This is a genomic window from Gammaproteobacteria bacterium (assembly GCA_022450155.1).
Lineage (GTDB): Bacteria > Pseudomonadota > Gammaproteobacteria > Arenicellales > UBA868 > REDSEA-S09-B13.
Window position 1 is genome coordinate 1 of sequence record JAKUQR010000029.1, and the last position, 23,905, is coordinate 23,905.

At 53.0% G+C, this 23,905-nt stretch carries 22 protein-coding genes; 10 read left to right on the top strand and 12 right to left on the bottom strand.

Features of this window, described 5'->3' with window-relative positions:
- The 6 genes from cyoE to MK323_13040 all read right to left on the bottom strand — a co-directional run.
- The coding region (gene cyoE / locus MK323_13015; protein MCH2483072.1) for a heme o synthase at window positions 1-884 on the bottom strand (884 nt) is incomplete at its 3' end.
- Window positions 885-1,081: 197 nt separating this feature from the next.
- Window positions 1,082-2,167 carry a quinone-dependent dihydroorotate dehydrogenase gene (locus MK323_13020; protein ID MCH2483073.1) on the bottom strand — a complete coding sequence of 362 codons (1,086 nt, stop codon included), beginning with the start codon at window positions 2,165-2,167 and terminating at the stop codon, window positions 1,082-1,084.
- Window positions 2,168-2,170: 3 nt separating this feature from the next.
- The gene (locus MK323_13025) at window positions 2,171-2,899 is read right to left on the bottom strand and encodes a pseudouridine synthase (protein MCH2483074.1); all 729 of its coding nucleotides are present in this window, start codon (window positions 2,897-2,899) and stop codon (window positions 2,171-2,173) included.
- A gap of 28 nt (window positions 2,900-2,927) precedes the next feature.
- Window positions 2,928-4,343: an adenylosuccinate lyase gene (gene purB, locus MK323_13030; GenBank protein MCH2483075.1), complete on the bottom strand. Its 1,416-nt coding sequence runs from the start codon at window positions 4,341-4,343 to the stop codon at window positions 2,928-2,930.
- 97 nt (window positions 4,344-4,440) lie between these two features.
- A complete protein-coding gene (locus MK323_13035) occupies window positions 4,441-5,466 on the bottom strand; it encodes an AI-2E family transporter (GenBank protein MCH2483076.1) in 1,026 nt (341 codons plus the stop codon).
- 117 nt (window positions 5,467-5,583) lie between these two features.
- A complete protein-coding gene (locus tag MK323_13040; protein MCH2483077.1) occupies window positions 5,584-6,000 on the bottom strand; it encodes a MerR family DNA-binding transcriptional regulator in 417 nt (138 codons plus the stop codon).
- 83 nt (window positions 6,001-6,083) lie between these two features.
- On the opposite strand from MK323_13040, the gene MK323_13045 reads away from it, so the two are divergent.
- The gene (locus tag MK323_13045; protein MCH2483078.1) at window positions 6,084-9,350 is read left to right on the top strand and encodes a methylmalonyl-CoA mutase family protein; all 3,267 of its coding nucleotides are present in this window, start codon (window positions 6,084-6,086) and stop codon (window positions 9,348-9,350) included.
- Window positions 9,351-9,460: 110 nt separating this feature from the next.
- Window positions 9,461-10,663, top strand: a complete 1,203-nt coding sequence (locus MK323_13050) for an MFS transporter (GenBank protein ID MCH2483079.1) — start codon at window positions 9,461-9,463, stop codon at window positions 10,661-10,663.
- 106 nt (window positions 10,664-10,769) lie between these two features.
- Here MK323_13050 and MK323_13055 read toward each other — a convergent pair whose 3' ends face one another.
- Window positions 10,770-11,753, bottom strand: a complete 984-nt coding sequence (locus MK323_13055; GenBank protein ID MCH2483080.1) for an ACP S-malonyltransferase — start codon at window positions 11,751-11,753, stop codon at window positions 10,770-10,772.
- Window positions 11,754-12,065: 312 nt separating this feature from the next.
- On the opposite strand from MK323_13055, the gene MK323_13060 reads away from it, so the two are divergent.
- Complete coding sequence (locus MK323_13060; GenBank protein ID MCH2483081.1) at window positions 12,066-12,788, top strand: histidine phosphatase family protein; 723 nt, start codon at window positions 12,066-12,068, stop codon at window positions 12,786-12,788.
- The gene (locus MK323_13065; GenBank protein ID MCH2483082.1) at window positions 12,785-13,429 is read left to right on the top strand and encodes a DNA-3-methyladenine glycosylase 2 family protein; all 645 of its coding nucleotides are present in this window, start codon (window positions 12,785-12,787) and stop codon (window positions 13,427-13,429) included. Before MK323_13060 ends, MK323_13065 begins: the two co-directional genes overlap by 4 nt.
- Before the next feature lie 7 nt (window positions 13,430-13,436).
- On the opposite strand, the gene MK323_13070 is transcribed toward MK323_13065, so the two are convergent.
- Both MK323_13070 and coaD read right to left on the bottom strand, forming a co-directional pair.
- Window positions 13,437-13,703 carry a YfhL family 4Fe-4S dicluster ferredoxin gene (locus MK323_13070; GenBank protein ID MCH2483083.1) on the bottom strand — a complete coding sequence of 89 codons (267 nt, stop codon included), beginning with the start codon at window positions 13,701-13,703 and terminating at the stop codon, window positions 13,437-13,439.
- Window positions 13,704-13,752: 49 nt separating this feature from the next.
- Complete coding sequence (coaD, locus tag MK323_13075) at window positions 13,753-14,247, bottom strand: pantetheine-phosphate adenylyltransferase (GenBank protein MCH2483084.1); 495 nt, start codon at window positions 14,245-14,247, stop codon at window positions 13,753-13,755.
- A gap of 83 nt (window positions 14,248-14,330) precedes the next feature.
- Here coaD and MK323_13080 point away from each other — a divergent pair, with 83 nt between their 5' ends.
- Window positions 14,331-14,924 (top strand): HD domain-containing protein, encoded by a 594-nt coding sequence (locus tag MK323_13080; protein MCH2483085.1) that lies wholly within the window; start codon window positions 14,331-14,333, stop codon window positions 14,922-14,924.
- A gap of 57 nt (window positions 14,925-14,981) precedes the next feature.
- On the opposite strand, the gene rsmD is transcribed toward MK323_13080, so the two are convergent.
- Window positions 14,982-15,587, bottom strand: coding sequence for a 16S rRNA (guanine(966)-N(2))-methyltransferase RsmD (rsmD, locus tag MK323_13085; protein ID MCH2483086.1), 606 nt, complete (start codon window positions 15,585-15,587; stop codon window positions 14,982-14,984).
- An 83-nt stretch (window positions 15,588-15,670) separates the two neighbouring features.
- Between rsmD and ftsY the strand changes: the two genes are divergently transcribed.
- From ftsY to MK323_13110, 5 genes are all read left to right on the top strand, one after another.
- A complete protein-coding gene (ftsY, locus tag MK323_13090) occupies window positions 15,671-16,609 on the top strand; it encodes a signal recognition particle-docking protein FtsY (protein MCH2483087.1) in 939 nt (312 codons plus the stop codon).
- Window positions 16,610-16,765: 156 nt separating this feature from the next.
- Window positions 16,766-17,626 carry an RNA polymerase sigma factor RpoH gene (gene rpoH, locus MK323_13095; GenBank protein ID MCH2483088.1) on the top strand — a complete coding sequence of 287 codons (861 nt, stop codon included), beginning with the start codon at window positions 16,766-16,768 and terminating at the stop codon, window positions 17,624-17,626.
- Between the two features lie 154 nt (window positions 17,627-17,780).
- A complete protein-coding gene (locus MK323_13100) occupies window positions 17,781-18,995 on the top strand; it encodes an argininosuccinate synthase (protein ID MCH2483089.1) in 1,215 nt (404 codons plus the stop codon).
- Window positions 18,996-19,020: 25 nt separating this feature from the next.
- Entirely contained in the window at window positions 19,021-19,938 is a 918-nt protein-coding gene (locus tag MK323_13105) for a lysophospholipid acyltransferase family protein (GenBank protein ID MCH2483090.1), read from the top strand.
- Window positions 19,939-19,984: 46 nt separating this feature from the next.
- Window positions 19,985-21,010 (top strand): glycosyltransferase family 9 protein, encoded by a 1,026-nt coding sequence (locus tag MK323_13110; GenBank protein ID MCH2483091.1) that lies wholly within the window; start codon window positions 19,985-19,987, stop codon window positions 21,008-21,010.
- A 42-nt stretch (window positions 21,011-21,052) separates the two neighbouring features.
- Here the strand turns inward: MK323_13110 and MK323_13115 are convergent, their stop codons facing one another.
- Together MK323_13115 and trkA are read right to left on the bottom strand one after the other, a co-directional pair.
- On the bottom strand, window positions 21,053-22,504 hold the full coding sequence (locus tag MK323_13115; GenBank protein MCH2483092.1) for a TrkH family potassium uptake protein: 1,452 nt from the start codon (window positions 22,502-22,504) through the stop codon (window positions 21,053-21,055).
- Window positions 22,505-22,521: 17 nt separating this feature from the next.
- Complete coding sequence (trkA, locus tag MK323_13120) at window positions 22,522-23,898, bottom strand: Trk system potassium transporter TrkA (GenBank protein MCH2483093.1); 1,377 nt, start codon at window positions 23,896-23,898, stop codon at window positions 22,522-22,524.
- Window positions 23,899-23,905 lie beyond the last annotated feature (7 nt).

A 23,905-nucleotide genomic window follows, 5' to 3' on the forward strand; every position in this document is an offset into this window, starting at 1 on the left:
AACAGTCCACGGGCTGGATTGGATTTGGAAACATTTACGATGACGTCATCTGCAGCAAGCCACAGGCGGCGGCTGTGGAAGGCGAATCCAAGCGCGCAGATCAGCGCGACTACGGCGTAAACCATGCCGGATATCCCGATCGCAACGGGAATAAGTGTCGCCGGCAGAAGCAGTGCAGTGTAGTACATCATCCGCCTTTTTGTGGCCTGTACCCCAGCTGCGACCGGCAGCATAGGCACGCCGGCTGCTTCGTAATCTCTGCGCCGATAGAGCGCCAGCGCCCAAGAATGGGGTGGTGTCCACAGAAAGATGATCAGAAACAGTGAAAGCGCCCCGGAGTCGATACCGCCCGTAACGGATGCCCAGCCGACCACCGGCGGCAGTGCACCGGAAACCCCGCCAATGACGACGTTCTGGGGTGTCAGGCGTTTCAGCCAGACGGTGTAAACAAAAACATAGTAAAGAATCGTGACCAGCAAAAGCGCAGCAGATACCAGGTTCACGTAGTAGGCCATGGATGAAACGGCTGCCAGGGCCATGATGATACCGAAGGCCAGAGCTGGACCCGGACGCATGCGTCCAGCAGGTAACGGACGGTTCATTGTCCGGCTCATCTGTAGATCGATATCACGGTCGTACCACATATTGATCGCGCCAGCAGCACCGGCGCCGAGGGCGATAAATACGATCGCGGCCGTTGCCGTCCACGGGTCGATGCTGCCGGGTGCCAGCAACAATCCAACCAGTGCCGTAAACACCACCAGTGACATCACACGCGGTTTCATCAGGACCGCATAATCGGCCAGGTTAAAGCGGGGTTCCATGTGTTCGGCGGCCTTCAGCTCTGCCGAAAATCGGGTGCTTGGGGGGTTCTTAGACTGCATCGGTGCAGCGACCTGACGGTCTGAGGCCGGCGGTTACCATAGGATGAAGGGTGTCAGATGGAGTAGTAGCGTGTTCAGCACAGGATTCTAACGTTTTCGGCCGACTATCTGAACCTGGATAGCCAAAACAATACTGATCGGTCCCGTCATGCTTGGCATGAGGGCAGGCCAGAGGTTTTAGGGGAGAGGCTCTGGTGTTACCGGCCGAGCAGTTCGGTCAGCGAACCTGCCTGGGCGCCAGACATTCGTTGATCGATGTCGGTCAGGATGTCACCCAGCAGCCTGGGTCCGCGATAGATAAGTCCAGTATACAGTTGTATCAGGCTCGCACCGGCGGTGAACTTTTCCCAGGCGTCGGTGGCGTTCATGATTCCCCCGACACCAATGATCGGCAGGGTGCTGCCCAGTGCGCTGGCCAGTCTTGCAATCACACGGTTGGACATTTCGTTCAGCGGCTCACCACTTAACCCCCCTTGTTCTATTGATTGGGCTGCCTGGGCAGATACCCCGGGCCGACTGATCGTTGTATTGGTGGCGATGACCGCGTCTAACTCGTAGCGAGCGAGTGATTCGGCGATCCGGTCGATATCCATCTGATCGATGTCTGGTGAGATTTTGACGGCCAAAGGCGTGTAGTACCCGTGGTTGTCTGACAGTCTGGATTGCTCGTCCTTGAGTTTTGCCAGAAGATTCTCGAGCGCGTCTCCGCCCTGTAAGTCACGCAGACCTGGTGTATTGGGTGATGAGATGTTTACTGCGATGTAGTCGGCGACGCTATACACCGCTCGCAGCACGGTTAAATAGTCGTGTTCAGCATGTTCCAGCGGTGTGGCGGCATTTTTACCGATATTAATCCCGACCCGAACGGTGTGACGACTGCGGGCCAGGTTTGATAGAAATTGGTTAAGCCCGACACTGTTGAAACCGTTGCGGTTGATCACTCCGTTGATCGTACTCAGACGAAACAACCGGGGTCTGGGATTACCCGGTTGAGCGAGCGGCGTCACAGTGCCCAGCTCGACAAAACCGAAACCCAGGGCGCTGAGTCCATCAACAGCGCTGGCATGTTTGTCCAGCCCAGCGGCGACGCCCACCGGGTTGGGAAACGGGATACCCATCACTGTGGTCGGGTGCTGGGGTAATCGCCCACGGACCGCATCAGCCAGGAACTGGTCAAGCGGATGAATTCGCCCAGCCAAACTCAGGGCTTTCAGTGTGAGCTGGTGACTGGCCTCCGGCGGCAGCCGGAACAGCAGGGGGCGCAGTAAGCGATAGCTGTCCACAGCTCAGAACACCTCGCCGGTATCGAGGTAGCGCCATCTCCCGCGGGATAAATCTCCAAGACCTACCCGACCAATGCGCACACGAACCAAAGAATGAACCCGAAGTCCGACGAGATCGCACATTCGCCGAATCTGTCTTTTGCGCCCTTCCTGAAGCACCAGACGCAGGGTCCGATCGTCTGTCTGTGTGATGTGGGCCGGTTTCAGAAGATGCCCGTCCAGTGTCAGTTCTCCCTGCATCTGGACGAGCGCGGCAGTGGGTACCCGTTCGGTTAAGCGGACGACATATTCTTTTTCGATGACTGAATTTGGGCTGATGAGTTGTCGTGCAACTTGCCCATCCTGAGTCAGGACGAGCAGACCGCTGGAGTCAATGTCAAGTCGCCCAGCAACGTGCAGGGTTTTCACGGGAGGAGGCTCTCGGGGTGTCTGATCCGCAAGACACTGAAGATTTCTCCGGGTAATCAGCGAAGCGGCTTCCTGGTAGCCTTTTTCCGGCTGGTTCGAAACCACGCCTGGCGGTTTGTTGAGCAGTACGGTCACAAGACGCAGACGCTCGCTCTGAATTTCTGGCGCTAAAGCAATGCAGACGGTTGGATCGAACCGAGAACCCAGGCGGTCGACGACTTGGCCATCAACAAGAACCATGCCCTTTTCGATCAGGCGGTCGGCCTCCCGGCGTGAACACAGTCCGCGTTCGGCCATCAGTTTCGACAATCGGATACCGCTCATGTTCAGTGCGGTGTATCAGCTGCAGCCATCAATTGCCGGTGACGTTACTCAAGAACTGTTCGGCAGTCTGTTGTGCATTACCGATATAACGGGCAGGTGTCAGTTGATTTAGGTCATCTCGGACGCCCTGAGGTAGAGACAGGCCATCAATGAACGCTCTGAGTGACTCAGCGGTGATCTCTTTACGGCCGTGGGTCAGCGCTTTGAGTTGCTCATAGGGTTGGGCGATGCCGTGTCGGCGCATGACTGTCTGTACAGCTTCGGCGAGCACCTCCCAGGCATTGTCCAGATCATCCAGCAGTTGATCGGGATTCACCTGGAGCTTCTTGAGGCCGCGGTCTGAGGAATCAAGCGCGAGCACAGAGTAAGCCAATGCACTGCCAAGATTACGGAGCACGGTTGAATCACTTAAGTCTCTCTGCCAGCGGCTGATAGGCAGCTTTTCTGCGAGATGTCCCAGTATTGCATTTGCAAGACCGACGTTGCCTTCGGAGTTCTCGAAATCTATCGGGTTAACTTTATGTGGCATGGTGCTGGAGCCGACTTCACCATCCTTCAGGCGCTGACTGAAATAGCCGAGCGAGATGTAGCCCCACAGGTCACGATCGAGATCCAGCACGATCAGGTTGAGGCGCATCAGTGCATGGCACAGTTCTGCGATACAGTCATGTGGCTCGATCTGAGTGGTCAAAGGCTGATTCCGGATACCGAACGATTCCACCACGTCGCGTGATAGTGCTGGCCAGTCGACATCAGGGTAGGCTGCAAGGTGCGCATTGTAGTTACCGACAGCACCATTCATCTTTCCATACAGCGGCACGTCCGCTATCTTCTGTTGTGCTGTCAGCAAACGGGCCGTTACGTTAGCCAGTTCCTTGCCGAGCGTGGTTGGACTCGCCGTCTGGCCGTGGGTTCTGGAAAGCATAGGCTGACCCGCAGTTGATCTAGCCAGCTCAGACAGGCTCTGGATCAGTTGGTCGATCAGCGGCAGCAAGATGTTGTTTCTGCCCTTATCCAGCATAACAGCATAAGCCAGGTTATTGATGTCCTCGGATGTACATGCAAAATGGATGAACTCAGAGACTTCTTGAAGCTCTGGCTTGCCGCTAACCGCTGCCTTGAGAAAATATTCTACGGCCTTTACATCATGATTGGTTTTGGACTCGATCGCCTTGACCTGTTCTGCGTCGGTTACGGAGAAGTCAGCAACAATATGATCGAGGAATGCGTAGGCATCATCAGTAAGTGGGGGTACTTCCGGGATTTGCGGTGTACGGGCAAGTTGTTCAAGCCAGCGCACTTCAATTTCAACGCGTTGTTTGATCAATCCGAATTCGCTGAACAGATCTTTGAGGGGAGCCAGACGGCTGGCGTAGCGGCCATCAAGAGGCGACAGGGCCTGGAGGGCCGTGATCGTCTGCGGTGAAGAATCTGAGACAGTCATTGAGCCGATCGGGTCAGCATCAGGCGCGGGAATACTAACACAACAGTGGGCTTTATCAGTTCGACAAAGATCAGAAGTCGACAGATTGGTGAGTCGATCACTGCTTTCGCAGGGTTCCGCTACTCAGCAGTACCGCGATCCAGCGGTTCTTGGGATCGCTCTCCAGTGCGATTTTGACCAGCATGGTCAAAGGCGCTGATAAAAACATACCGACCGGGCCGAAGACCCACCCCCAGAAGATCAGTGAGACGAACACAACCAGCGTCGAAAGGCCCAGGCCTCGACCCATAAAGCGGGGCTCTATCAGATTACCAACCACAAGGTTTATCGCAACGTAACCGGCGGCCACCAGCAGTGCGTCTTGCACGCCTGCATCCAGAAAGGCCAGAAACACCACCGGGACCGCAGCGATGATTGAGCCAACATAAGGTACGAAATTCATGAAAAAGGCGATCGAGCCCCAGAGCACAGCAAAATCGACACCTAAAAAAAACAGCCAGGCCGTGACGACCACTCCTGTAATCAGGCTGGTGATCGATTTGATTACCAGGTATTCCTTTACAGCGCTCAGGAACTCAGACAGCCTTTTCAGGGTGGTATCGGGGTCGGAGAGGATTGCACGGATCTTGGCGGGTATCGTGGATGCTTCGACCAAAAGAAAGACGACGGTGAAAAAAATCAACAGGCTGTCACCCACGATCCGGCCGACGCTGCCGACCAATACACCGATAATCCGGGCAGCTGCCTTGGGATCAACGACCGTGAACTCAGTACCGGTGAACCCCGTTAGCTGATGACGGGCGGCCCAGTCACTCAGTAACGTAATAGTCGTACGCAGTTTGTTTTCATAGGCCGGGAGCAGAGTGCTGAACTGGTCTACGGACGAACTGATCAGTGAACCAACAGTCAGAATGAAACTCGCAAGCACGAGTAGAATGAGACCCAGCGCAGCCCATGTGGGGGCGCCTTTGCCAGTCAGCCATAGCATGAACGGTGTTGTAATTATGGCGATGAACAGGGCCATCAACAGTGGGACAATAATGGTACTGGCGGCTTTAAGGCCCGCAATGACGATCACAAGTGAAGCCAGAACGAGTAGTACACGAGTGCCTGTGCTGGACATGATTTGTATTTTGGCTGTGGTTGTTTTAGCGGCCCTGGCCTGTCTGCTGCAACGAATCAGGAACTCTGACCAATTTGGAGTCTACAGGCTGCAATACAGGCAGGCTCGCTGTTACGGTCAGTCCAGGTGAGCCATGCTCTGTCGGCATTGTTTTTCGATATTGTCCAGTTCCTTAAGGGTAACGTCGATATCGTCCCGCTGTTGCTTAAGCGTTTTCCGTCGTAAGCTGATTTTTTCGATGAAATACCCGAGCTGACCCACTTCACCGGGTTCTGAATCGTACATATCGATGATGTCGCCGATTTCACTCAGCGAGAAGCCCAATCGCTTACCGCGCAGAATCAGTTTGAGGCGTATACGGTCCCTGCTGGAGTAGACACGTTGCCGCCCTTGACGGTGCGGCTCGAGCAAACCTTCGTCTTCATAAAATCGGATAGCACGCGTGGTGACATCGAATTCCCGGGAAAGTTCGGATATTGAGAATTGTTCTTGGGTGGGTTCGCCTTGCCGTGCATTTTCACTCAATTGAAGCATATTTACAGTATAGCTTTGATTGACGTTTACGTAAACGGAAATTAAAATGATCGACCTTCCCACACCCGTCCGCCCCAATACTCATGAGTCAGGCTGCTGTTACTTCGGAACGACCATTGGCGCCGTTGCGTGAACCGGATTACCGCGTCCGATTCATCACCGCAGCAAGCCTGTTTGACGGCCATGACGCGTCAATCAACGTCATGCGGCGCATTCTCCAGTCCTCCGGCGTGGAAGTCATCCACCTTGGGCACAACCGGTCGGTGCAGGAAATCGTTGATGCGGCCGTAGAAGAAGATGCGCAGGGTATCGCCGTCAGTTCCTACCAGGGTGGCCACACCGAATTTTTTAAGTACATGATTGACATGCTGACGCAGCGGGGGCGTGCGGATATTCGGGTATTCGGCGGTGGCGGTGGGGTGATTGTTCCTGCTGAGATTCAGGAACTTCAGGATTACGGGGTGTGTCGAATTTATTCGCCTCAGGACGGATATGCACTGGGTCTGCAGGGCATGATCGATGACATGATCGAACGAGCCGATTTCTATCCCGCTGCACAGACAATTCAAGAGGCTGATCAGCTCGATGGCGCATCAGTTGAAGATCTCGCAAGAGTCATTACGGCACTTGAAAACAGAACTGCACCGACATCGTTTGTTAACGGTTTACGTATTGCAGCTAGCGAGAAAAAAATTGATGTCCCGGTGCTTGGAATTACCGGAACTGGTGGGTCTGGTAAGTCGTCACTGACAGACGAGCTTATCCTGAGGTTACGGTTTGAGTTCGGTGATTCGATCAGAATTGCAATATTGGCGATAGATCCTTCTCGCCGAAAATCTGGAGGGGCCCTTCTGGGAGATCGGATCCGGATGAATGCTATCGAGGGTACTTCGGTATTCATGCGTTCTCTGGCAACGCGCACTTCGGGGCTGGAACTCCCGTCGCAACTGCCTGAGATCATTGAAGCAACCAAGCGCGCAGGCTACGGGCTGGTGATAGTTGAAACGCCCGGGATCGGCCAAGGTGATTCCGGAATCGTGCCACTGGTTGACTGTTCGCTCTACGTGATGACACCAGAATTTGGTGCTGCAACTCAGCTTGAGAAGATCGATATGTTGGACTATGCCGATCTTGTTGCAATCAACAAGTTCGATCGTAAGGGTGCCGAAGACGCTTTACGGGATGTACGTAAACAGATGCAGCGTAACCGGCAAGCGTTTGACCAATCTCTCGATGAGATGCCCGTCTATGGCACGATGGCGTCCAATTTTAACGATCAGGGTGTGACTGCGCTTTATGACCAGTTGTGTTTGGTCCTCGAACCCTTAGGATTGCCTGCGCGGCAACAGGACCGGGGATCCGTGGTATCCACTGGTTCTGATCAACGAGGTATTGTGCCCGTATCCCGTCAGCGTTACCTGTCTGAAATTGCAGACGGTGTCCGGTCTTACCGGGATACGGCAGCGCGCCAGGCCCAGGTTGCCCGCGAACATCAGCAGTTACAGGCCAGTATCCGGATGTTGGGAGAACAGGACAAGAATACCGATGAACTGCAGCAACTCGCAGCCGAGCGGGAAAAGGCGTTGAGTGAAGATTCTCAACTGCAGTTACGGGCATTCCCTAAGCTGATCGAGGATTATTCTGGGCCATCTCTGGTTTATTCAGTTCAAGGTCAGGATGTCAGTCAGTTGCTGACTTACACCTCTTTGTCTGGTACGAAAGTCCCCCGTGTCAGTCTGCCGCGTTATCAGGATCACGGCGATATTCTACGCTGGTTAATGTTGGAAAACGTACCCGGCAGGTTTCCGTTTACCGCGGGTGTTTTCCCGTTCAAGCGGGAAAACGAAGATCCTACTCGTATGTTTGCCGGTGAAGGGGATGCGTTCAGAACCAATCATCGATTTCACTACCTGTCCAAGGATACGGTAGCGAAACGACTTTCTACAGCTTTTGATTCTGTGACCTTATATGGTGCTGACCCTGCGCAAAGGCCGGATATCTACGGAAAGGTCGGTACTTCCGGTGTGTCGATTGCGACGCTTGATGACATGCGGGCTTTGTACGATGGTTTCGACCTGTGCAGTCCGGAGACATCCGTCTCTATGACTATCAACGGACCTGCACCAACGGTACTCGCTTTTTTCCTGAATACGGCAATCGATCAGCAGGTCGAACGGTTTCGTTCGGACAATGGCCGTGAGCCGGACGAATCGGAATACCGGCACCTTTTTTCCTGGACCCTGGAGAATGTTCGCGGCACTGTACAGGCAGACATCCTCAAGGAAGATCAAGGGCAGAATACTTGTCTTTTTTCAACCGATTTCAGCTTGCGGATGATGGGAGACATACAGCAGTATTTTATCGATAACGGTATTGGCAATTTTTACTCGGTATCGATATCGGGTTATCACATCGCGGAAGCTGGTGCGAACCCGATTACCCAGCTCGCATTGACACTGTCCAATGGGTTTACCTATGTTGAGGCTTATCTTGCCCGGGGAATGGGTGTTGATCAGTTTGCACCAAATTTCTCGTTTTTCTTCTCCAATGGCATGGATCCGGAATACACGGTTATGGGGCGTGTCGCGAGGCGGATCTGGGCGATTGGGATGCGCGATCGCTATGGGGCGAACGAGCGCAGTCAAAGACTCAAATACCATATCCAGACGTCAGGCCGCTCGCTTCATGCACAGGAGATGAGTTTCAACGACATTCGTACAACGTTACAGGCGCTGATTGCCGTTTACGATAACTGCAACAGTCTGCACACCAATGCCAATGATGAGGCAGTGACCACGCCCAGCGAAGACTCGGTTCGTCGGGCACTGGCGATACAGATGGTCATTAACCGGGAATGGGGCCTGGCAAAAAATGAAAACCCCAGTCAGGGCAGTTTTGTGATCGAGGAACTGACTGACCTGGTAGAGGAGGCTGTACTTACGGAGTTCGACCGCATTACAGATCGAGGCGGTGTACTCGGAGCCATGGAGACCGGTTATCAGCGAGGTAAGATACAGGAAGAATCGCTGTACTATGAGCACCGTAAGCACGATGGGAGTTATCCAATTGTTGGTGTGAATATGTTCTTGGGTCCGGAAACCGACAACAGCGAAACAACGGAACTGACGCGGGGTACCGAGTCAGAAAAGCAAAGTCAGCTTACGCGCCTGGCTGAATTTCAAAAACAACATGCAGGATCTTCGGTTAAGGCGCTTGATGCTGTGCAACGTGCTGTACTGGAAGGTCAAAACGTATTTGCTGAATTAATGCGGGCTGTCCGGGTCTGTTCGCTTGGTCAAATCACTGATGCCTTGTTTGAAGTTGGTGGCAAGTACCGTCGTAACATGTAGAATTCCGCGTCGCAGCAGTCTTAGCCCAGTCTTCTTTTGCTCTGCTCTGGTCGTTGTGCCAGCTTTAAGAAGAAATTAACTTCTGTTCATTAAATTAAAGGGGTTGTTGAGTGAATCAATCGATAAATCGGATGCGTTCCAATGTGCTGGTTCTTGCCTGCTGTCAGGCACTGACCATGTCTGGGAGTTCGTTGATTATTCTGACGTCAGCACTCGTGGGCGCTATTCTGGCACCCCATCCTCAGTGGGCAACACTGCCGGTGGCCTGTATGTTTACGGGCACTCTGATCGCAACTTTCCCTGCGTCGATGCTAATGAAACGAATTGGCCGACGGGCTGGTTTTTATGTCGGCCTGATAATTGGGTTGATCGGTGCGATCATTGTCACCACCGGGGTCATTGATGGAGGGTTCTTCTATTTCTGTATGGGTTCGTTCCTGATTGGAGTCGTCAATGCGTTCGGCCAATACTACCGGTTTGCGGCTTCGGATGTTGCGACATCTGAATATCGTAGTCGGGCAATTTCCTGGGTCTTGGCCGGGGGTATCGTGGCCGCATTTATCGGTCCTGGAATCGCGATCTGGACGTGGGACATGGTTGCCACTGTGCCTTACGCCGGGAGCTATTCTATGCTTGTCGGGCTCTATGCTATCTCAATGTTATTTCTATTCTTCGCCCGGCTTCCTATGCCCACCATTGAGGAACGTTCGGGAGCTACCCGCCCACTGTCACAAATTATCAGGCAACCGGAGTTTTTTGTTGCAGTCATCGGAGCAACCGTTGCTTACGGTTCGATGAATCTGATCATGGTTGCAACGCCGGTAGAAATGAAAGGCAGTGGTTATCTTTTGCCTGACTCGGCTTCGGTGATTATGTGGCATATACTGGCAATGTTTGCGCCGTCCTTTGTTACGGGGCACCTGATCCGGCACTTTGGAGTCACTCGCATTATGGTGACAGGAACTTTGCTATTAGCGGTATGCGTCACGATCAATCTCAATGGATCGAGCTTGATTCACTTCACGTCAGCCCTGATTGCTTTGGGGCTTGGATGGAACTTTCTGTTTGTCGGTGGTACGACACTGCTTGCCGATGCTTATCGGCCAGCCGAAAAAGCAAAGACACAAGGCTTTAATGACTTGATCATATTTAGTACCGTCGCAATGACCGCGGTAACGTCCGGATTGTTGCACCACCACTTTGGCTGGGAGACTATTAACCTTGCGGTGATACCGGCCATTGTGCTGGCTTTTGCGACCACACTATGGCTTGACCGCAGGCGTCGTCGACTCATGCAACATCGTACCGTGTGAGATCGCCCCTACTATTCTATTTGTGAGGATCGGTTCGGGGCGCTATCGCGCTTGCACTCTGGCTACAGGATGTAGATCGAATTCTCTGCGATCTTGGCCGAATTATTTACTCTGAAAAAAGACTGGCTGTTTCCAATAGGGTGTCGCAATTGATCACTGCATGGTAAGTCGGCGGCACGTCGGCTTTTCTTGTGGCTTTTTTAATGATGGCTGCCAGATTAGGTTTCTTGTCAGCAGGCGTATCACCTTTGCCAATACCCCCACCGAACTCAACAAAAGTATTAAGGCCACTGCCCAGTGCGTTGATAAGGTTTTCGTGCCAGCGTACAGGATTAGTTAACTGCCAGAACAGGCGTGATTTGATGATCTGTGGATCGTCATCATGAAATCTACCTGTGTAGTTTGAGAGCACACGAATCTGGGGTGATGTCAGTGGAGCTTTGTCGAGGATGGGTCTGAATCTGCGTGCAGCCTCAACCATATAGTACGTGTGAAATGCCCCTTCCGTCTTGAGTCGGGAACTGCGTTTCTTGGGGAATTGTTCAGTCAGTTCGTCGACCAGTTTATCCAGATCTTCGGAAAGGCCACCGACAACGGTTTGGTCAGGTAGATTACAGGCCGCAATGCTGCACAAGTGTTTTTCTGCCAGCAACCTAGCCTCCTCGAGTCCAAGCGGAAGAGCTTCCATTTCTCCAGCGCCATGGTTTCCCATCAGCGTGCCGCGGTGGTGGACAAGGTCCAGCGCGGTTTTGAATTCCAGCGCCCCGGCAGCAACCAGTGCAGTGTATTCCCCCAAACTGTGTCCGGCGGACGCTTCGGCGGAAATCGGTGTGGCCAGGAGTTCCTGGAGTACCCGCAGGCAGGCAACAGAGTGAGTCAGAAGAACCGGCTGCGTATAGCGGGTGAGATGGATGTGTTCTTGGGGGTCTTCGAAGGACAGTGCCGCCATGTCATAGCCGAGAATCTCTGATGCTTCATCATAGGTCTGACGTACACAGTCGTATGCCTGGTAAAGGTCCTGGCCCATTCCAAGATACTGGGAACCCTGGCCGGGAAATAGAAACAGAACTCGTTGATCTGGACGATTCATGATAGAAGCCTGAGTTAATTTCGGGACATGCAGGCACGGATGTCTGGTTGAATTTCGGGAGTATCATTTTAGTGGCTAACGTGGCCGACTGCCTGGCGCCTGATGAGAAGGCACGACATGACAGTGCTGGGTGGTGGATACACAAAAAAAACCCATCACGGAGGGCGCGACGGGCGAATAAAGCAGACCAACCTTAACAGGATCCGAAAAGGGTTATTCCCTTAAAATGATACTCTTAGCAAAAACCCTTGTCAATCAACACGAGCTGTTGGCTCTGCCACGATCTCAGTTACTTCGATCGCGCACCGGTGGATGACTACCACAGGTGACGATAACGGGCACAGCGAAGCTGCGCCGCTGCCGGGTCAGCGCAATTTCTTTGCTGTATCGGCGGTTCTGTTTACGCGTACTTGTGTAATACCTTATGCTGGGCTGATGTCGATCTACATCGCAAGGCACGGTCAGACCGATTGGAATCTCCTGGGTAAGTGGCAATCGAGAACGGACGTGCCGCTGAACAAAACTGGATATCGACAGGCTGAAAAACTCAGGGACAAGCTTGCAGAGCAGGGGGTTCGCTTCAATGTCGCAATGACATCGCCACTGGTTCGTGCCGTCGAGACAGCGAAAGTACTGCTCGAAGGGAGTCATGTGATTGCACAGGATAATTTAGCTCTGATCGAACTCGATATGGGTGATTACGAAGGGCGCAAGGAAAAAGATGTTCGGGCTGTGTTGGGGGATGATCAATATGATCAATGGCGATCGACCATGATGTGTGTACCCGCGCCCGGTGGAGAGAGTATCACTGATGTTGCCCGCCGCTTGCAGCCCGTTGTCACTTGGCTGAGCCAGCAGATCGGCAGCGTACTGATCGTGGGTCATCAGTACGTCAATATGGCGCTTAAAGCACAGCTCTGTGACCGATTTGGCAGAAGCGATCTTCTGGAATTCAAACAGGCCAACGATGAAATAGACATCTGGGATCATCAATCTCGTCAGTCGATCGGCCTGATCAAATTAGATGAATTTTGACGGCGAACACCTACCAGTTTGATCCCCAGGCTGCCGTCGCGCATCTGCGCCGTGTTGACCGGGGCATGGACCGCCTGGTTCAGCAGGTTGGGGCGCTAGAGTTGCCGGTTAAGCGAAATCGTTCCGTTTTTGAGTATCTGGTCCGGAGCATTGTCTATCAGCAGTTGAGCGGTAAGGCGGCAGCGACTATTCACGCGCGTTTATTAGCGTTGTTTCAGACTCATCGAATTGATGCGGAGCAGTTGCTGAAAATGCCGACTAGCAGACTTCGAAGTGCCGGGTTGTCGCGTTCCAAGTGCCTGGCGTTAAGAGATCTGGCCGCTAGAGCACACAGGCGGGAGCTACCTACAGTTCGTCAACTGCAACAAATGGCCGACGCGGAGATCATTGATCGTCTGACGCAGGTCCGGGGAATCGGCCCGTGGACTGTACAGATGCTGCTGATTTTTTATCTGGGTCGGCCCGATGTATTGCCCATCGGAGATCTGGGCGTGCGCAAGGGTTACCAACAGCTCAGAGGGTTTAAGACACTTCCGGATCCGGACAAGCTGGAAAGAGCAGGTCGACGATGGCGCCCCTACCGGTCGGTTGCAACCTGGTATCTCTGGCGCGCACTGGACATTGTGCTACCGACAGATTGACGAGGACTCAGCCGTTTGCCGTAACATTATGTGCCATCAGCATGTGATACCGGCCCAGCAGGAGTTCCCTGCTTTCAGTACGTTCGGGATCGACAATAATACACTCAACGGGGCATACCTCGACGCACTGTGAAACCTCGAAGTGTCCAATACACTCGGTACAGCGAAGCGGTTCGATTTCGTAAATCTCGTCGCCCTGGTAGATGGCGTCATTTGGGCACTCAGGTTCGCAAACATCACAATTGATACATTCATCTGTGATTATCAGTGCCATAAGAAATGTCTCAATGCAAAACGTACACGATACACCGATTGAACATGGGTCAGGCGGGGCCTTGCTCTGCTAATTTTTGGGTCAGTGCCTCGTTGACTGTAGGATCGAGGAACTGACTCACGTCACCACCCATTGAGGCGATCTCCTTCACCAGGGATGCCGATAAAAAGGTGAATTGCTCCGAAGGTGTCAGGAATACAGTTTCCACGTTGCTGGCGAGTCTTCGGTTCATGGCTGCGAGTTGAAATTCGTATTCAAAATCCGAGACTGCGCGCAGTCCGCGCAGCACCACCGGCGTGTTGTGTTCAGTCGCACAATTAACCAGCAATCCTGAAAAGCTGGACACGCTCACGTTATCAATGTGTGACAGGACTTTTTGGGTCAGTTGGAGGCGTTCCTCGAGGGAGAACAAGGGGGCTTTTGCTGTGCTGGCTGCGATCGCCACAACCACATGTTCGAACATTCGGCTGGCGCGTTCAGCAAGATCGATATGTCCGTTGGTTATGGGATCGAAGGTACCTGGATACAGTGCTCTAGCGGCCATAGATTCTGGTTTTCTGATGCAGATTAGGGTAAGTTAGCGATTATAAATCGAATCTTCTCGTTACTGGACATTCGGAGTAAATCATGGAAACAGTTAATTTTACCAGCATGGCGCAGGGCACACGCGCGGAATACGAGTTGCTGGACCGGTATGAGGCAGAATTTACCGACTCGCTGGCGCGCAGGATTCTCGAATACCTTGAAAAGCTGAACGACTCGATTTCTGGTTACAAGGTCAGCCGGCTCGAGCATTGTCTGCAGTCGGCGACTCGTGCACATCGTGCAGGAGAGCCTGAAGAAGTTGTGGTTGCTGCTCTGGTTCATGACATTGGTGACATGATTGCGCCGTTTTCTCACAGCGAGTTAGCGGCGGCAGTACTACGTCCTTTCGTGTCGGAGAAGACTTACTGGATCGTCAAGCATCACGGCCTATTCCAGATGTACTACTTTGCACACCATCTGGGAGGTGATCGAAATGCCCGCGATCGTTACCGCGATCATCAGTGGTACGATGACGCTATTCGATTCTGTGAGTTCTATGATCAGAACTGTTTTGATCCTGACTACGACTCTGAATCACTTGCGTTTTTTGCACCCATGGTTGAACGGCTGTTTAGGCGGGGGAATATCCGCGATTTCGAGACTGATGTACGCTATGGTGATCGTGTCGTTGCTTGATTGTCCAGTACTCACTGTCATGAGTACACGCAAAGAGTGCCCAGTTCATCGGTGTCGTCAGATCAGACGGTCGGATTGATCGCTAGACGTGATCTGAAACAGGCGACAGCTGACCTGGCCGGCATGGCCACTGCGCAGTTCCTCCCAGTTTTTGGGATAGGCCAGTTTCAGGCGGCGCTCGGTCTCGACATACACCATCGTACCCGGTGCCAGTTGGTGAGCCTGCAGACGCGCGATTGAACGACGGGCCAGGTCGCTGTTGTAGGGCGGGTCCAGAAAGACAATATCGAATGCCTGGTTACTGCTTGCCAGCCATTCCAGTGCGTCTTCGCAATACACTCTGATCTTCTGTGCACCCAGTCGCACACGGTTTTTATTGATTTCCTCGCAGGATTGTCGATTATTGTCGACTAATATGACCAGTGCTGCGCCCCTGGAGGCCGCTTCGAACCCCAGTGCACCACTGCCACAGAACAGATCCAAACAACAAGCACCTTCTATGACGGGGGCAAGCCAGTTGAAAAGTTTTTCACGAATAGCGTCTGGGGTTGGACGAAGGTCTGCGCCGCCGTTGAAATACAACGTATGCCGCTTCCATTGGCCACCGATGATCCGCAGCCGTCCACGGTTACGTTGGGAAGGGGCATTCTTGGTCCGGGGCATGGCGAGCTCGAGTCAGCGACAGTGCTCAATGATACGATATAGAACCGTGGCCGATGATCAATGTTGTGTATTGTGGAGTACTGATGCCTAAGCCAGATGAAACCAGGGGGCTCTTTACCCGTCTCAGAAAGACACGGGAATCGCTTGCTGCGAATCTCTCGGGACTGTTCCGATCTGGATCAGCAGCGCTCGATGATGCAGCTTTTGATGACTTGGTGGATCAGCTCATCCTGGCGGACCTGGGTGTTGAGGCCAGTACCCAGATTGTAGCCGCTCTGCGACGCCAGGCTGTTTCCACACGAGTCGAGACGAAAGAACAACTAAATGCGGCACTTAAAACGCAGTTACTCGAGATCTTGCGACCCTCGGTTCAGCCATTTGATCTGCCTGCAGTCTCGGCCGAACCGCGGGTAGTGGTTATGGTCGGTGTAAACGGAGTCGGTAAGACAACAACCGCGGCCAAACTCGCGCACTGGTTCACCCAGCAGGATCTCAAAGTCATGCTGGGTGCCTGTGATACTTATCGAGCTGCAGCTATAGAGCAGTTGCAGGTCTGGGGAGAGAGGCTTTCTTTACCAGTTATCGCTCAGCAGCGTGGAGCCGATGCAGCGGCGGTTGCCCACGATGCCTTGAGTTCCGCGAAGGCCCGTTCTGTCGATGTTCTGATCATCGATTCTGCGGGGCGGCAGCACGTTAATACTGAGCTGATGGATCAGTTACAGAAGATGAATCGCGTGATCCAACGTCTGGATGACAATGCCCCACACGAAACTCTGCTGGTCGTGGATGCAGCAACCGGTCAGAACGCATTGGCACAGGTAGGCGCTTTTGCAGCGTCGGTCCGGGTCACTGGATTGTGTGTGACGAAGCTCGATGGCACTGCCCGGGGTGGGGTACTGGTGGCCTTGGCGCAAAAATTCCAGTTGCCGATTTATTTTGTCGGTGTCGGCGAGTCGGTTAACGATTTACGCCCGTTTGACGCTGAAGCCTTTGTGACCGCACTGATCGGCGGAGACGGATAACTACTGGGTATCTCATCTGAATGATGAATCACCTGAATAGATGTCTTTATCTTGTTGAAAAATAATGAAATTAGTAAAGTAGACTGATAATATTTATGTTAGCACTCTGCGTAGAAGAGTGCTAAAATAGCGGTATCTTATGAACTCGGAATCGCTATGACCCAGACACTACCCATCGCATTGGATGTTGGACCGGCCCAGGGATTGTCACGCTACCTGCAGGCCATCAATGAAGCCCCGATGCTGTCAGAACAAGAGGAGAAAGATCTTGCTCGACGCTACAGCGAGGGAGAGGATCTAGAAGCGGCCCGCCTGCTGGTGTTTTCGCATCTTCGCTATGTCGCCTCGATTGCCCGAGGATTTACCGGTTATGGTCTGCCGCTGGCCGATCTGATTCAAGAAGGCAACGTTGGACTGATGAAGGCTGTGAAACGTTTTGATCACAATAGAGACGTGCGACTGGTTTCTTTTGCTGTGCACTGGATCAAGGCTGAAATCTATGAATATGTGGTTCGTAACTGGCGGATGGTCAAAGTTGCGACAACCAAGGCGCAGCGAAAACTGTTCTTTAACCTGCGCAAACATCGAAACAGACTGGGCTGGATGAAGCAGGATGAAATCGATGCCATGGCCGAGGATCTCAATGTCGATACCTCAACAGTGCGAGAAATGGAAAGCCGCATGACAGGTGCCGATGTCGCCTTTGAAGCAAATTCTACCGACGACGACGAAAACACATTCTGGTCACCGTCGGAAACTCTGGGCGACTACAGTGCAGATCCTGGGACATTGACGCTCAAAGCGGACGAGGCCCGGGTAAGGCAACAGCAACTTGATACAGCGCTTGCTGTTCTCGACGAGCGTAGCCGCGACATCATTCAATCGCGCTGGCTTGCTGAGAGTGGGAAGAAGACCACACTAGGGGTTCTTGCTGAACAGTACGGTGTATCGGCCGAACGTATCCGCCAGATTGAGAAAAGAGCATTAAAGCAGATGTACTCAGCAGTGAGTACCTGATCACCCCGTACCGTCAGTTTTCAAAAAGCTCCCGTCAGCGGGGGCTTTTTACTGCCGTAGGACAGCGTGGGAGCGACGCACTGCTATAATTGGCACGTCAAGTAGGTTAGCCAGTGTTATCCCCTCCGGTTTTTACCAAGGACCACCAACCGTGATGAGCGACAAGATCAAAAAGATCGTGCTTGCCTATTCTGGCGGGCTTGACACCTCAATTATCCTCAAGTGGCTGCAGGATCAGTACGACTGCGAAGTGGTGACATTTACTGCAGACCTTGGACAGCGGGGAGAAATCGAACCCGCACGCCAGAAAGCAGCAGGGCTCGGGGTGACGGAGATATTTATTGAGGATGTTCGTGAAGAGTTTGCCCGCGACTATATTTTTCCGATGTTCCGTGCCAATGCGGTTTATGAGGGTGAATATCTGCTCGGCACCTCAATAGCCAGGCCGTTGATTGCCAAGCGGTTGGTTGAAATTGCCGAATCCACCGGCGCAGATGCGATCTCGCATGGCGCGACAGGCAAAGGTAACGATCAGGTCCGATTGGAGTTGAATGCCTATGCCTTGAATCCTGAGATAAGAATTATTGCACCGTGGAGAGAATGGGAACTTGGTTCGCGTGAAAGCCTGGTCGACTACGCTCATCAGCACGGACTGCCAGTGGATGATCGTTTCTCATACTCCATGGACGCAAATCTTCTGCACATCTCCTACGAGGGTGGTGAGCTCGAAGACCCGTGGGTTGCGCCTGCTGAGACCATCTGGCGGTGGTCTGTTTCGCCCCAGGATGCGCCGGATGAGCCTGAGAATATTGAAGTCGAATTCCAACATGGTGATCCGGTGGCGATCGCTGGTGAGAAGTTGACACCGGCCGCTGTGATGGAAAGACTCAATGCGTTCGGTGTCCGGCATGGGATAGGCCGTGTGGATTTGGTTGAGAACCGTTATGTCGGGATGAAATCCCGGGGTTGTTACGAAACCCCTGGCGGCACCATTTTGCTTAAGGCCCATCGCGCGATCGAGTCGATAACGCTGGACCGTGAGGTTGCACATCTTAAAGATGAATTAATGCCGCGCTATGCCAAGCTGGTCTACAACGGTTATTGGTTTTCGCCGGAACGTGAGGTGATGCAAAAGATGATCGACCAGTCACAACAGATGGTCAACGGCCAGGTCAGACTGCAACTTTACAAAGGTAACGTTACCGTGCTGGGTCGCCGCTCCGAAGATTCTCTGTACGACGAAACGATCGCAACATTTGAGGACGATGGCGGTGCCTACCAGCAGCGCGATGCAGAAGGATTCATTAAACTGAATGCGTTGCGAATGCGCGTTGCGGCCAGTAAGGGGCGCCGGCGGAGCAGCGACTAAACCCATCCAGGCGAGAAGCCATTCGGTGATCCAGCCGCGTTTTGAATTAGCTTTTCTGGCACCTAGATACTGGGGTCACTGGATCGTGATGCTCATGATCGCGGCCTGTATCATTCTTCCTCGACGCTTGGTGTTGAAGGTGGGCAGTGCATTGGGTGACTTGTTTTATCGCAGTAATGAAAAGCGACGAAAGATCGCAGAGATTAATGTCCAGTTGTGCTTTCCTGAGCTTTCTGTCGATCAGCGCCAGCGGCTTATCCGCCAACACTACCGATTCTATGGGCGGGCGCTCATCGATTATGGTGTGTTGTGGTGGGGGTCGACCGCCAGAATAGACAGTCTGTGCACGGTGACTGGAAAGGACATACTCAAAAACCTCGAAAAAGCCGGCCGGCCGGTGTTGCTGATTACACCTCATACGGTCGGTATAGATATGGGTGGTGCCCTTATTGCCCGGTTGATCTGCGGCGTTTCCATGATGAAAAGAGCGCGAGATCCGTTGCTGACATGGCGTTTATGGCGAGGTCGTTGCCGATTCGATGCGATCATTCTGATGCGGGATCAGGGGCTGCGCCGACTGGTCAAAGCCATAAGAGGCGGTAGGATTGCTTATTTGATTCCCGACGAAGACTTGGGCGATGCCAATTCTCTATTTGCCCCTTTTTTTGACATCCCAACAGCAACAGTACCAGTCGTCGGGTGGCTGGCAAAATTGACCGATGCTGCGGTGGTGCCCGTGTTCACCCGTATGCTCGATAACGGTCGCTACGTGTTCGACATCAAGCCGCCACTGTCTGGATTTCCGCTTGGGAATGAGCAGTCAGACGCAGCAACGGTAAATTCGGTATTCGAAGCGGGGATCCGATCAGCGCCTGAACAGGCGCTATGGACGTTCAAATGGTTCAAAACACGTCCTGGTACCGACATATCACCCTACGACTGACTCCAGTCTCGAAGTATGAAATGAGCTATTTTCAATTGGAACCACGTTGAAAATTCTGGTCATCAAACAGACTTCCCTGGGCGATGTGCTGCATGCGACAGCTGCCCTGAGTGCAATTCGTGAAGCCCATCCGTCCGCCCATCTGACGGTATTGACGTCCACAGCCGCTCAAGAGCTCTTGACGCATAACCCGAAGATTGACGAGCTCATAATTTTTGACCGCTACGGCGTCAAACGTGACTGGTGGAGGCGACCGGGTTGGACCATTGAACAGTTTATGCAGACCCTCAGAGCCGTACGCCTGAACGAGTACGATCTGGCACTGGATCTTCAAGGCAGCTGGAAGACGGTGATTTTCCTGTGGGGTGCACGAGCCAGAAGACGATTGGTGAAAGGTCACTGGTGGTTCGCGGAGCGTTTTAGTCAGCCCGCGGTGCATGCCATAACAGAGATGGCCGGGGTACTTGAGCTGGCTAATATTCCGCTGGGGGCAGGTAAGATGGAAGTCGAGGTCGCACCACAGGTGCAGACTGCAGTCGACCGCATATTGAAGGGACTCTTAAGGCCTGGTTCAAAACTTGCGGTGTTCAGCCCAGTGACGCGCTGGCCCACTAAGAACTGGCCTATCGAAAATTTTCTGTCACTGGCCGAACGTCTGTCAGACGACTGGTTTATCCTGTTCACGGGCAGTGCTGAGGATCGTACGTTTCTGGAAATGTCTACAGGCACGCTATCATCCGAAAAGGGCAGCTGCCTGGCAGGTCGGCTGAGCCTGCCGGAATTCATTGAAGTCATTGGTCGGGCTGATCTTGTGTTAACCGGCGACAGCCTCACGATGCATCTGGCAGTGGCTAAGGCGCGCCCGCTCATCGCATTGTTCGGGCCGACAGATGAGACTCGGGTAGGCCCACTCGCCTCGGGTGAGGTGATTCGTGCAAATGTGGCTTGCGAGCGTTGTTATCTCAGGACCCGATGTCATCGGCGATGTATAGAAAAGATCACGGTACAGCAGGTCCTTGACGTGATTGAACACGGCATAAAGGAATTGTCTGCCGGGGAGGTGGTTGCATGAACACGTTACTCGGCAGGTGGTGAATTCCCTCAGTAGGTTTAATCAGGCTCGCCAGAAGGTGGGCGTCAGCAGTACCAGCAAGGTAAAAATTTCCAGCCTGCCCAGCAGCATGCTGACACATAGAATCCATTTGCCTGAGGCGCTGATTCCGGCGTAGTTGTCGGCGACGGCACCAAGACCTGGACCAAGGTTGTTCAAACAGGCTGTAACCGCAGAAAAAGCCGTAACGAGGTCGACTCCGGTCGCAGTCATCGCCAGTGCGAGTATCACATAGCTCAGTGTGTACAGTGCAAAGAAGCCCCAAACAGCATCGATAACCGATTCGGGAACCGGTTTTCCTCCAAGTTTTATGGGAATCAAGGCGTTGGGATGGATCAGTTGGTCGATCTCGCGGCGACCTTGTTTGTAGATAAGGATTGCTCGTATGATTTTCATGCCGCCAGCGGTTGAGCCAGCACAACCCCCAATGGCGCTCATCAAAATAAGCATGATCGGCAGAAAAGAAGGCCACCAGTGAAATCCGGTGGTGGTATAACCCGTCGTAGTGGCGATGGAGACAACCTGAAAAATTCCGTGCCAGAAGGTTGCTGCAGGGTCGTTGTAGGTATGGGTCAGTGTCAGGACAATCAGCGCCACGACCGTGATCGAAAATAGCACACCTAGAAAAACCCGGGCTTCTGGGTCTTTGAGGTAGGTTAGAAGCTGCCGCGCGCGCAGCACACTAAAGTGAAGTGCAAAGTTGATACCGGCCACAATCATAAAGACTACGGCAATCCCGGCAATGACGGGACTGTCAAAGAATCCAATACTCTGATCATGAGTAGAGAACCCACCGATCGCTACGGTAGAGAAGCTGTGTCCGATGGCATCGAAAACACTCATGCCAGCTAACCAGTAAGCGAGCGCACAGGCAACTGTTAATCCCAGATAGATGTACCAGAGCGCCTTTGCAGTTTCCTTGATTCTGGGGGTAAGTTTTTTATCCTTGACAGGGCCTGGCACCTCGGCTCGGTAGAGTTGCATCCCCCCAATACCCAGCATGGGCATGACTGCTACGGCCAGCACGATGATGCCCATACCACCGAGCCATTGAAGCTGTTGCCGGTAATACAAAAGAGAGGTCGGTAGATGATCCAGTCCGGTTAGCACAGTTGCCCCGGTCGTGGTCAGACCCGACATAGACTCGAAAACTGCATCGGGCAGAGACATGGCAGGGTCAATGGAAAGTAGAAAGGGAATGGCACCAAAGCCTGCTAATACTGACCAGAACAGGACCACGATCAAGAATCCATCACGCAGTCTGGGTTCGTTTCTGTGTCGATGAACGGGCAACCAGAACAACAGGCCGACTGCCAGTGTGATCAGATAAGCGATGACAAAAGACTGCGTGCTACCGTCCTGGCTTACTATACTGATTGCAAGTGGTGGCAGAAGAGTCGTACTGAAAAGTGTCAGCAGAATCCCTACGATCTTCAAGACAGCCTGATGTTGCACTCGAGTATTCCGGAGATTCAGACGAAGGTTACCTTCACCTGGAATAGTCTCTCGACATCGCGAATATGCTTTTTGTCGATCACGAACAGGATAACGTGATCCTCAGCCTCGATAATGGTGTCATGATGGGGAATAATGACTTCCTGATTGCGCAACAGAGCACCGACCCTAGTACCTGAGGGAAGTGAGAGTTCTTCTATACGACGACCGACGACATTGGAGCTTGTCGCATCGCCGTGAGCAATCGTTTCTATTGCTTCGGCGGCACCGCGACGAAGCGAATGTACGGCAATTGTATCGCCACGCCGGATGTGAGTGAGCAGCGACCCAACCGTAATAAGACTGGGGGAGATAGCGACATCCAACACACTGCTTTCAATCAGGTCGACGTAAGCTGAACGGTTGATCAGTGCCATAGTACGGCGAGCACCCAGCCGTTTTGCTAGCATAGCCGAAAGGATATTGGCTTCGTCATCATTGGTGAGTGAACAGAAGACATCCATGGCGTCAATATTTTCCTGTAGCATGAGGTCCTCATCGGCAGCATCTCCACGAAGAACGATGGTTGCATCCAGCTGTTCCGCAACCTGGCGCGCCCTTTCCGCCCCGTGTTCTATCAGTTTGACCTGGTAGTTGTTCTGCTCGAGGGTTCTGGCTAGCTGCAGACCGATTTTGCCGGCACCCGCCAACATGATGTTCTGGCTCGGTGCTTCCACAGCGCAAAATTCACTCATGACAATAGGTATGTGGGGCGCAGCGGCAACTATGAACACTTCGTCATCGGGTTCGATAACTGTATCCCCTTCAGGGATGAACGGCCTGTTATGACGGTAGATGGCTGCAACGCGGGCTTCAACAGTGGGTAAGTCTTCACGAATCGTGCGCAGTTCGCGGCCCACCAGTGGCCCGTCATGGTATGCTTTAAGGCCTACAAGTTGTATCTTTCCCCCAGCAAAATCGACAACCTGAAGAGCACCGGGATACTCGATGAGGTGCAGTACATGTTGTGTGACCAACTGTTCCGGGCTGATGATGACGTCTATCGGTATCGATTCGTCTGAAAATATCTCTCTGTGTGTCAGAAACTCAACAGAACGAATACGGGCGATCTTTTTGGGGGTCCGGAACAGCGTGTAGGCGACCTGACAGGCTGCCATGTTGACTTCGTCCTGGTCAGTGACGGCGAGAATAAGATCCGCGTCCGGACCTCCAGCTTGTTCCAGAACGCTTGGATGAGATGCTGATCCAACGATCGTCCGGATATCGAGCCGATCCTGCAGGCCTTCCACTTGTGATGCAACGTTATCGATCAGGGTGATGTCGTTGTCCTCTCTGGCGAGGATCTCGGCAGTTGAGATGCCGACCTGACCTGCACCGAGGATAATGATCTTCATTCGATGT